Origin of the sequence: Rhodococcus sp. NPDC057014, assembly GCF_042673295.1 — a bacterium.
In the GTDB taxonomy this organism is placed as follows: Bacteria; Actinomycetota; Actinomycetes; order Mycobacteriales; family Mycobacteriaceae; genus Rhodococcus_F.
The window spans coordinates 1-10,401 of record NZ_JBHUSF010000321.1 but is presented as its reverse complement, the minus strand read 5'-3'; the positions used below and the strand labels follow the sequence as shown (position 1 = coordinate 10,401).

6 protein-coding genes and 2 pseudogenes are annotated in these 10,401 nt (G+C 71.1%); 5 read left to right on the top strand and 3 right to left on the bottom strand.

Annotation, left to right across the window (positions count from 1 at the left end; genetic code table 11):
* From ACFTZB_RS37605 to recD, 4 genes and pseudogenes are all read left to right on the top strand, one after another.
* Nucleotides 1-311: pseudogene (locus ACFTZB_RS37605) on the top strand (GIY-YIG nuclease family protein); the annotation flags it as partial.
* A gap of 117 nt (nt 312-428) precedes the next feature.
* Nucleotides 429-3,692, top strand: coding sequence for an exodeoxyribonuclease V subunit gamma (gene recC / locus ACFTZB_RS37600; protein ID WP_378439773.1), 3,264 nt, complete (start codon nt 429-431; stop codon nt 3,690-3,692).
* Nucleotides 3,650-6,991, top strand: coding sequence for a UvrD-helicase domain-containing protein (locus tag ACFTZB_RS37595; RefSeq protein WP_378439771.1), 3,342 nt, complete (start codon nt 3,650-3,652; stop codon nt 6,989-6,991). The genes recC and ACFTZB_RS37595 overlap by 43 nt, the downstream gene beginning before the upstream one ends.
* A complete protein-coding gene (recD, locus tag ACFTZB_RS37590; RefSeq protein WP_378439769.1) occupies nt 6,988-8,856 on the top strand; it encodes an exodeoxyribonuclease V subunit alpha in 1,869 nt (622 codons plus the stop codon). Before ACFTZB_RS37595 ends, recD begins: the two co-directional genes overlap by 4 nt.
* On the opposite strand, the pseudogene ACFTZB_RS37585 reads toward recD, so the two are convergent.
* The 3 genes and pseudogenes from ACFTZB_RS37585 to ACFTZB_RS37575 all read right to left on the bottom strand — a co-directional run.
* Nucleotides 8,774-9,022: pseudogene (locus ACFTZB_RS37585) on the bottom strand (hypothetical protein); the annotation flags it as partial. The gene recD and the pseudogene ACFTZB_RS37585 sit on opposite strands and share 83 nt — an antisense overlap.
* A 37-nt stretch (nt 9,023-9,059) precedes the next feature.
* Nucleotides 9,060-9,551, bottom strand: coding sequence for a DUF4188 domain-containing protein (locus tag ACFTZB_RS37580; RefSeq protein WP_378439767.1), 492 nt, complete (start codon nt 9,549-9,551; stop codon nt 9,060-9,062).
* Between the two features lie 130 nt (nt 9,552-9,681).
* Nucleotides 9,682-10,170, bottom strand: a complete 489-nt coding sequence (locus ACFTZB_RS37575; protein WP_378439765.1) for a pentapeptide repeat-containing protein — start codon at nt 10,168-10,170, stop codon at nt 9,682-9,684.
* A gap of 48 nt (nt 10,171-10,218) precedes the next feature.
* Between ACFTZB_RS37575 and ACFTZB_RS37570 the strand changes: the two genes are divergently transcribed.
* Nucleotides 10,219-10,401: hypothetical protein (locus ACFTZB_RS37570; RefSeq protein ID WP_378439763.1), on the top strand; the 183-nt coding region annotated here is incomplete at its 3' end.

Genomic DNA, 10,401 nt, shown 5'->3' with positions numbered 1-10,401 from the left:
GCGTGACCTCCGAGGAGGTGTACGAACTGTCCCGCGGCGCCTGGGCGGCAGGCGCCGCCGTCCGCAACACCGACGACATCCCGGTGATCGTGTTCGCGGACAACATTGTTCGGGCCGCATACCGGGCCAGGTCGTGGTCGTCGGTGGCGCGGCCCGGCGACGCGGCGCTGTGGCGGTTCACGGGCGAGTCCGACACCGAACTGGAGAGCCGATTCGTGAACAAGCGGATCGTCCCCGCCAAGGTCGGCCTGAAGAAGTGGCCCACCCACGGCTGGGTCCCGCACCTCACCCAGGCCCGCCCCGGCCGCTGACGTGAGCGGCACAGCGTGCCCCGGCACACCGTGCCGCTCACCTGCAGAGTGGCCTCCCGGGTCGGTGGGGTGTGGTAAGTCTGAGCCGACCGGAGTTGGGGAGCGAAGGGAGGCCACGTGCTCGTACTGCATCGCGCCGAGCGTTCCACCACTCTCGCGTCGGCTCTCGGTGACGTGCTCGCGACCCCGCTGTCCGATCCGTTCGCCCGTGAGGTCGTCGCCGTCCCGGCGAAGGGTGTCGAGCGCTGGCTGACCCAGCGACTGTCGACCGCGCTCGGTGCCCGGCCCGGCGTCGGCGACGGGGTGGCCGCGAACATCGGCTTCCCGTCACCCGCCCGGCTCGTGGACGAGTGCCTCGCCGCCGCCACCGGAGTGTCCGCCGACGACGACCCGTGGCATCCGTCCCGGGTGTTGTGGGCGCTGCTCGGTGTCGTCGACGACTGCCTCGGCGAACCCTGGTGCGCCGTCCTCGCGAAACACCTCGGGCACGGCGGCCCCGACGGCGACGATCACCGGCCCGGCAGGCGCTACGCGACGGCGTCGCACCTGACCGAACTGTTCCGCAGTTACGCCGCGCAGCGGCCGGCGATGCTGGTCGACTGGGCGGGAGGCCGGAACACCGACGGTGCGGGCGGCCCGCTCGACGACGACCTGCTCTGGCAAGCCGAATTGTGGCGACGGCTGCGCACGAGGATCGGCGGCCCCGCGCCCGCCGAGCGCCTCGACTCCGCCTGCGCCCGGCTGCGCGAGGAACCGGACCTCGTCGAACTCCCCGGCCGGCTGTCGCTGTTCGGTCCGACGCGCCTCGCGACCGATCAGATCGCCGTCCTCGCCGCGCTGGCCGTCCATCGTGATGTGCACCTGTGGATTCCGCATCCGAGCCCCGCACTGTGGTCGTCGTTGTCCACCGCGGACGGCGTCCTCGCGCGCGCCGACGACCACACCGCCCTGTCCGTCGCCCACCCGCTGCTGTCGAGCCTGGCGCGGGACGTGCGCGAACTCGAGTCGAGACTGACCCGCCTCGACGTCGACGACCGCTACCACGCGGGACCCCCGCCGCCCGACTCTCTGCTGGGGTGCCTGCAGGCCGATGTCCGGGACGACCGGGCGCCTGCGCTCGCCGAGTGCACCGCCGACGCGTCCGTGCAGGTCCACGCGTGCCACGGGCCGGCCCGCCAGGTGGAGGTCCTGCGCGAATGCCTCCTGCATCTCTTCGAGGACGATCCGACTCTCGAACCGCGCGACGTGCTCGTCATGTGCCCCGACGTCGAGTCGTACGCGCCGCTGATCCGAGCCGCGTTCGGGCAGGACGTGCTCGGGCACCCCGGCCACCGTCTGCGGGTCCGCCTCGCTGACCGGGCCCTGCACCAGACCAATCCGGTTCTCGCCGTGGTGTCCAGCCTCCTCGAACTCGCCGACGCGAGGGTGACGGCGAGCCAGATTCTGGACCTGTCGGCGGCCGCCCCGGTGCGCAGGCGGTTCCGGTTCGGGGACGACGACCTCGAACGGATCCGGGAATGGGTGTCCGCGACGGGTGCCCGCTGGGGTATCGGACCGCGACAGCGCGCGGCGTTCGGTCTCGGCGACTTCCCGCAGAACACGTTCGCCACCGCACTCGACCGCATCCTGCTCGGCGCCGCGGCCGACGAGTCCGCGGGCGAATGGCTCGCCTTGGCTCTTCCGCTCGACGACGTCGACAGCAACGACATCGACCTCACCGGGAGGCTGGCCGAGTTCGTCGACCGCCTCGACGTCGCGTTGCGCGGGCTCGCCGGGCCGCAGTCGGTCACGGACTGGTCGAGCGCGCTCACCCGGGCGCTGGACCTGCTCGTCGACGTCGGTGCCGCCGATACGTGGCAACTGGCGCAGGCCCGAAGGGAACTGGGGGCGGCGACGGAGCACGGCGGCGACACTGTCCTTCGACTGTCGGACGTGCGCGCCATGCTCGCCACCCGGCTCGCGGGACGTCCCACCCGGGCCAATTTCCGCACCGGGGAGCTGACGGTGTGCACGATGGTGCCGATGCGGTCGGTGCCGCACCGTGTCGTCGTCCTCCTGGGGCTCGACGACGAGGTGTTCCCGCGGGGCGTGAGTGTGGACGGCGACGACGTCCTGGCCCGTAATCCTCTTCTCGGCGAACGTGATCCGCGTAGCGAGGACCGGCAGTTGCTGCTCGACGCCGTCATGTCCGCCAGTGAGAAGCTGCTGCTGTTCTACACGGGTGCCGACCCCGTCACCGGCATGTCCCGGCCTCCTGCGATCCCGCTGTCCGAACTGCTCGACGCGGTCGCGGCCACCGTCGGGAGCGATGCCCTCCCCGGCGTCGTGACCCGGCATCCGTTGCAGCCGTTCGACGCCCGCAACTTCCGGCCCGAGCGCCCGTTCAGTTTCGACCGGGCGGCGCTGGCCGGTGCCCGCGCCGCGCAGCACCCGCCCGAACCGGAACCCGCGTTCCTGCCGGCGCCGCTGGTGCCGCCGACGCCGGATGAGGTCGTCGACCTCGCGGAACTCGTCGCGTTCCTGGTGCACCCGACGCAGGCGTTCCTGCGGCAACGGCTCGGGCTGCGGGTCCCCGACGTGGACGAGGACCTCGCCGACGCACTGGACGTGGCCCCCGATCCGCTCGCCCGCTGGGACCTCGGTCAGAGGATGCTCCTCGCGCGGCTGTCGGGCACCGAACCCGCCGACTTCCGCGCCGCCGAGTGGCGCCGGGGCACGTTGCCGCCGTTCAAGTTGGGGGAGTCGGTGCTCGGCGACATCGAGCACGCGGTCGAGTCGCTCGTCGCGGTCAGCGGGTCCGTGCACGTCGGGCGCGCGGAGACCGTCGACGTCGATGTCGATCTCGGCGACGGGCGGCGCCTCACCGGGACCGTGGGGGGTGTGCACGGATCGGTGATCGCGACCACCACGTATTCGAGGCTCGGACCGAAGCACCGCCTCACCGCGTGGGCCCAGTTGCTGGCGGTCGCGGCATCCGACCACGACGGCGACACCGAATGGACGGCCGTGACGACCGGCCGCGGCTCGTACAGCCGCCCGGCGTGGCGCTCCACCCTGACGGCGCCGGAGAACGCGCTGGAGGAACTGGTGCGACTGGTCGAACTGCGCGATCTCGGGTTGCACGCGCCGTTGCCGATCGCCACGGGCGCGTCGGCGGCCTACGCCGAGCGACGGCACGGCGGCAGCAGCATGGAGGATGCGATCGAGGCGGCCCGGAAGGAATGGAGCAGTGATTTCGGTGACGCACGCGACCGCCACATCACGTACGTGTACGGGTCCTCACCCGGCATCGACGTCCTCGGCGACGCGGTGACGATCGAGAATTACGCCCGGCAACTGTGGGCGCCGCTGCTCGCCGCCGAGACGGTGGCGCAGCCGTGACCGCCGCGCGGAGCTTCGACCTGCTCGGTCCGCTCCCGGAGGGCACGACGGTGCTCGAGGCGAGCGCCGGTACCGGCAAGACCTACGCGATCGTCGGGCTGGCCGCCCGCTTCGTCGCCGAGGGCGGTGTCGACCTGTCGCAGTTGCTGCTGGTGACGTTCAGTCGTGCGGCGACACAGGAATTGCGGGAACGCACCCGTGAGCGATTCGGTTCCGCCGCAGCCGCGTTGGCCGACCCCGCGGCGGCCCGGCTGAGCGCGGACCACGTGATCCGGCACCTCGCCGAGGCCGAAACCGACGTGGTGACGCTGCGTCGCAGGCGCCTGCTGCAGGCACTGTCGGACTTCGACGCCGCCACCATCGTCACCACCCACAGCTTCTGCCAGCGGATGCTCGACGGGCTCGGGATCGCGGGCGAACGCGACCCCGACACGGTGCTCGTCGAGGCCGCCGACGACCTCACGACGGAGGTGATCGCCGACCTGTACCTCCGGGCGTACAGTCGCGCCGACTCCGCGCCCTTCACCCCCGCGGAGGCCACTGCCGCCGCCCGCGCCGCCATCTTCGACCCGCAGGCCGTGCTCGCGCCGGAAGATGCGCGGGGCACCCCGGCCGGAGATCGGGTGGCGTTCGCCCAGGCGGTTCGCGCCGAGGTCGAGCGCCGCAAACGCGCGGTGGGGCTGCGGGACTTCGACGATCTGCCCATGCTCCTCCACCGCGTCCTCAGCGATCCCGAGCACGGTGAGGCGGCCTGCAGGCGGGTCCGCGAACGCTACAGCGTCGTGCTCGTCGACGAGTTCCAGGACACCGACCCCCTGCAATGGGACATCCTGCGCCGAACCTTCCACGGCAGCGGGACGCTGGTGCTCGTCGGCGACCCGAAGCAGGCGATCTACGCGTTCCGCGGCGCCGAGGTGCTCAGCTACCTGGACGCCGTGCGCTCCGCCGACCGGCACCAGGAACTGACCACCAACTGGCGCAGCGATCAGGAACTCCTCGACGGCCTCGAATACCTGCACGGCGGCGCCGCACTCGGGCATCCCGAGATCGTCGTGCACCGCGTCGACGGTGCGAGGCCGAAATCGCGCCTGACGGGCGCTGTTCCGCTGCGACTGCGGTACCTGCCGCGGACCGGCGCCGGGCCGATCAACAAGTCGGGATACCCCGCCGTGGGTCCGCTCCGGAAGAAGATCGCCGCAGACCTCGCCGCCGACATCGTGGCCCTCCTCGACGGCGGCGCGACTCTCGACGTCGGGGGAACTGCCCGACTCGTCGAGCCCGGCGACATCGCGGTCCTGGTGCGCACCAACGCCCAGATCACCCTGGTCCACGACGCCCTCGACCGGGCCGGGGTGCCGTCCGTGCTCGCCGGCGGGGCCAGCGTCTTCACCACTCCCGCTGCGCAGCACTGGCTCTGGATTCTGGCGGCGATCGAGCAGCCGCACCGCGCCGACCGGGTGCGGCTGGCCGCGCTCACCCCACTGCTCGGCCACACCGCGGAGGAACTCGACGCCCGCGGCGACGACATCGTCGCGGAGGTCGGCGGGCAGCTGAGGGAGCTCGGCTCGGTGTTCGCGCAGTCCGGTTTCGCGGCGCTGTTCGAACGACTGTCCGCGGTCGGCGCGCTGGAGGCGAGACTGCTCCGGGTGGCCGCGGGCGAGCGGTCGCTGACCGATCTGCGGCACGTGGCGCAGTTGCTCAACAGTGCGGCCGTCGAGCAGTCGCTCGGCCTGACGGCGGTCACCCGTTGGCTCACCGAACGCATGAAGGATCCGTCCTCGGGCGGGGTGGACCGCAGCCGGCGCCTCGACAGCGACGCTGCGGCGGTGCAGATCGCGACCGTCCACGCCAGCAAGGGCCTCGAATTCCCGCTCGTCTACCTGCCGTACGCCTGGGACGCCGCCAAGATCTCGAAACCGAGCAAACTGCTTCTGCACGACGACGACGGCCGACGCGTCCTCGACGTCGGTGGCCCGGGCAGCCCCGGCTACGCGGACCGCAGGAACCGGCACGACGCGGAAGAGGCGGGGGAGGAGTTGCGACTGCTGTACGTCGCGGTCACCCGCGCGATGTGCGGGCTCGTGATGTGGTGGGCGCCGGCGTTCACGACGGCCGGCGCGCCGCTGCACCGGATGATCCTGGGTCGGCAGCCCGGGCAGCGGGACGTCCCGCAGAAGGTCACCGTCCCCGAGGATCCCATTGTCGCCGAACGGTTGTCCGCCTGGGGCGCGGCCGCGCCGGAGACGGTGACCGTCGAGGCGGTGGGTTCCGAACCCATCCCGCGGGTCGGCTGGACACCGCAGCGTGAGCCCAGCGGCGACCTGGAGGCCGCGAGGTTCCGCCGGCTGCTGGACACGCGGTGGCGTCGCACGTCGTATTCGGCGCTGACGGCGTCCGCACACGACGCGCCCGCCGTCGGCAGCGAAGCGGAGGTCGAGGAGAAGACGGACGAGCCGGCCGAACCGCCACTGCTCGCGCCGGACGACGTCACCGCGGGATTGCCGTCGACGATGAACGAACTACCGGGCGGCGCGACATTCGGCACGCTCGTCCACGCCGTCTTCGAGATCGTCGATACGGCGGCACCCGATCTGGACGACGAAGTCCTGCGATGCTGCCGCGACGTGATCGCGTCGACCCTGTCGGACGTCGATCCGGCCCAGCTCGCCGCGGCACTGGTACCGGTGCTGCGCACTCCGCTCGGCGCGGGGGCACTCGCCGACCTGGCACCCGCAGACCTGCTGGCGGAACTCGACTTCGAACTGCCCCTCGCCGGCGGCGACACGCCGTCGCTCACCGTGATGCTCGACGGCGTCGGCAGACTGCTGCGCACCCACCTTCCCGACGACGACCCACTCCGGTCGTACGCCGACGCCGTGCAGACACTCGAACCGACCCCGCTGCGCGGGTACCTCACCGGCAGCATCGACGCGGTGCTGCGACTGCCGGGACCGCGGTACGTCGTGGTCGACTACAAGACCAACCGTCTCGCGCAGGGCGACCTGACCACCGCGCACTACACCCGCGAGAGGATGGCCGCCGAAATGCTGCGGGCGCACTATCCACTGCAGGCCCTGCTGTATTCCGTTGCGCTGCATCGCTACCTGCGCTGGCGGCAGCCGGACTACGATCCGGCGGTGCACCTCGGCGGTGTGCAGTACCTGTTCGTTCGCGGGATGGTCGGGCCCGGCACGCCACCGGGCTGCGGAGTCTTCGACTGGGCACCGCCCGCCGCACTGATCACCGAGCTGTCCGATCTGCTGTCCGGGTCGGCCTCCGCAGCGGAGACGGCGCGATGACCGAGGTGCAGGTGGCGCAGCGCGGCAAGGGCATGCTGCGGATCTTCAACGAGGCCGGGGTGCTGGCCGCCGCGGACGTGCACGTCGCGCTGCGGTTGTCGGCGCTCGGCGGCGAATCCTCGGAAGACGTCGTGCTGGCGACGGCGCTGGCGGTGCGGGCGGTGCGGTCCGGTTCGGTGTGCCTGGACCTGACGCGGTTCCGGGAAGTCACCGTCGACGAGGAATCCGAGGTCGATCTCGACGTCCTGCCCTGGCCGGACGACGACACCGTCGTCGCGGCTCTGCGCCGGAGCCCGCTGGTCACGGGTGGTCCCGCGGGACCGCTCCGACCGCTGCGGCTCGTCGACACGGCCGAGGGCGGGCTGCTCTACCTCGACCGGTACTTCCGGCAGGAAGCCACCATCCGGCGGATTCTCGACCAGCGCGCCGTCGGGTACCCCCTCGTCGACGAGCAGTCGCTGCGGGACGGGCTGGACAGTTTGTTCCGCGACCAGCACGACCGGACGGCACCGGCTCCGTCGCCGGATCGACAACGGATCGCGGCCGCGGTCGCGGCCACCCAGTGGACGTCGGTGGTGGTCGGCGGACCCGGAACGGGCAAGACCCACACCGTCGCCCGGGTGCTGGCGTTGCTGACCAGGCAGCCCGGACCCGGACGGCGTATCGCGCTCGCCGCGCCCACCGGGAAGGCCGCGGCGCGGTTGCAGGAATCGGTGCAGGAGCAGGCCGACGCACTCGGATTGCCGCGCGAACTGAAAGCGATGACGCTGCATCGTCTGCTGGGGTGGCAGCGTGGTGGCGGAAGCCGGTTCCGCTACAACGCGAACAATCACCTGCCGTACGACGTGATCGTGGTCGACGAGACGTCGATGGTGTCGCTGACGATGATGTGCCGGCTCCTCGAGGCCGTCCGCCCGGACACACAGTTGGTGCTCGTCGGGGACCCGGATCAGCTGACGTCCGTCGACGCGGGCGCGGTCCTCGCCGATCTCGTGGCCCGGCCGGTGTCGGGCACCGAGAATCCGGTGCTCGCCAGGATCGTCGGCGACGACCTCGACGCCACCGACGACCCGCTCGAGGCCGCGTTGAGTGCGGGCGAACGGGACAGGTTGCGGGGCGGCGTGGTCCGGCTCAGCCGAGGACGGCGTTTCGGCGGCGCCATTGCCCAGCTGGCCGTCGCGGTGCGGGAAGGCGAGCCGGACGCGGTCGTGGAGATCCTGTCGCGCGGTGTTCCCGAGGTGTCGTTCCACGGCCCCGAGGATCTGGGCGCACTGCAGGCGGACGTGGTGGCGACGGCCGCCGCGGTCACCCATTCCGCGGAATCCGGCGATGCCGCTGCTGCACTTCGACATTCGGAGGAGCACCGGCTGTTGTGCGCGCACCGCGAAGGTCCGTACGGTGTGCAGCGGTGGGCGCGGCAGGCCATGGAGTGGATCGGGCAGTCGACCGGGCAGCGACTGGACCCGGATCGCTGGTATCCGGGCCAGCCGCTGATGGTGACCGCCAATGATCACGAAACGAAGATCTACAACGGCGACACCGGGGTGATCGTGCGCCGCGACGACGACGAGCTGTTCGCCGCATTCGTGCGGGGCACCGAACCGCTCCTGTTGCATCCGACGCATCTGTCCGCGGTGCAGACGGTGTACGCGATGACGATTCACCGCAGCCAGGGTAGCCAGTACGACACGGTGACCGTGGTACTGCCCGGCGCGGCGTCGTCGCTGCTGACCCGCGAACTGCTGTACACCGCGATCACCCGTGCGCGAAAGCACGTGCGGATCATCGGGACCGAGGATGCGGTGCGGGCGGGAGTGCAACGCCGGGTGCTGCGAGCGAGTGGTCTGCGGAGGGCGATTCCGTAGCCCGGCCCCGCACGGACGAGATCACGACGGCGAGCGTCGCCGACAGGAACACGACCTGCAGGAGGGTGCGGGGGATCAGCAGTCCCGCGGCACCGGCGAGTTCGAGCAGACCGGTCAGCGTCACCAGCAGGCCCGGGTTCGGCAGAGACGGCGGAACCATGGCGACGCGCGATCAACGGTTCCATGTCGGTCTCCTGAGTCGATCACTGTTCGTGGGTGTGACCGCTGCGCAACAGCCGGTCGCGGGCGGCGCTGAACTTCCGCGCGACGGGCACGCGGGTGGTCGCCCGGGCCAGGCCCATCGCCGGTGTGCCGACGTAGATCGACTCGGCGCGGTCCACCGGATAGGTCTCGTGCCAGACGCCGACGGCGCCCGGTGCCTTGCGGGCCCGGCGGTTGAACGCGGCCCAGGCCGGGCGGTGCTTCGCCTGACTGTCACTGGCGTAGGCGTACAACTTGTCGACGGAGTTCCAGTACTGAATCACCGTCGGGCCGCGCCCCTCGAACGTCAGGCGGTAACCCAGCAGACCCGAATCGGGGTCCTCCGAGAGTTCGCGCAGCATTCTCGGCATCGCGACGAGAGTGGGCAACCACAGGTCGGGCCGCCACGGCCGGTTGATGGTCATCCCGATCAGGAAGACCACCAGTTCGCCGTCGTAGTGGTGCGTCGAACGGGCGGGTTCGATCGTCGTCATCTGACGCCTCCCAAGGTTGGATATCGGAACTATCTAATAATGGATAGTGACAGTATCCAATGTCAAGGGTGCGGGCATACGAAAACCCGGACCGCGCAGAGTGCGACCCGGGTGGATGGTGCGGAGTCGATTACGGCAACGGGACCTGCGGTGTCACCGGCACGACCGAGGCGAGCGCGCGCTCGTGGGCGTCGGTCGACCATTCGGGCTCGGTGGTGATGTTCAGGTCCCCGACGATCGTGCCGAAGATGTCGATGTCCGTGCTGTACAGGATCACCGCGTTGCGCTGCGAGTCCGTGGAGTTCGTGCCGGTGATGTTCGCGTCACTCAGGTCGGCGTGCGACAGATCCGCGGCGGCGAAGTTGGTGCCGGTGAGGTTCGCCCGCTTCATGTTCGCGCCCGCCAGGTCGGCGAAGCTCAGGTTCAGGCCCGCCAGGTTCGCGGAACTCAGATCGGCTCCCGGGCAGGTCGTGCGGTCCTCGGGGCTCGGATTCGCCACGATCCTGCAGCCGTTGATCTCGGTGAGCACATCCGCCCCGGCCGTGCCGGCGCCCGCAGAAAGTGCGGCACCCCCGGCCAGCGCGACCGCGCCCAGTGCCCTGAAATATGTCCTGCCCATGCCGGACCGCCCCCTCGCGTAGAACCTCAACCGTCATCGCCGAACTTAGTGCCGACCGCCCGGCGGCGCACGGGGAACGGCGACACCGGCGGGGTCGAAGCGCAGACGCACCCCTTCTCGGTAGCCGCACCCGTTCTGGGGCTCGAAAAGGGGTGCGTCTGCGCAGAAGGGGTGCGTCAGTGGGTGGAGCGGTCGGTGGTCGGCTACTCGCAGGCGATGCCGTCGTTGTCG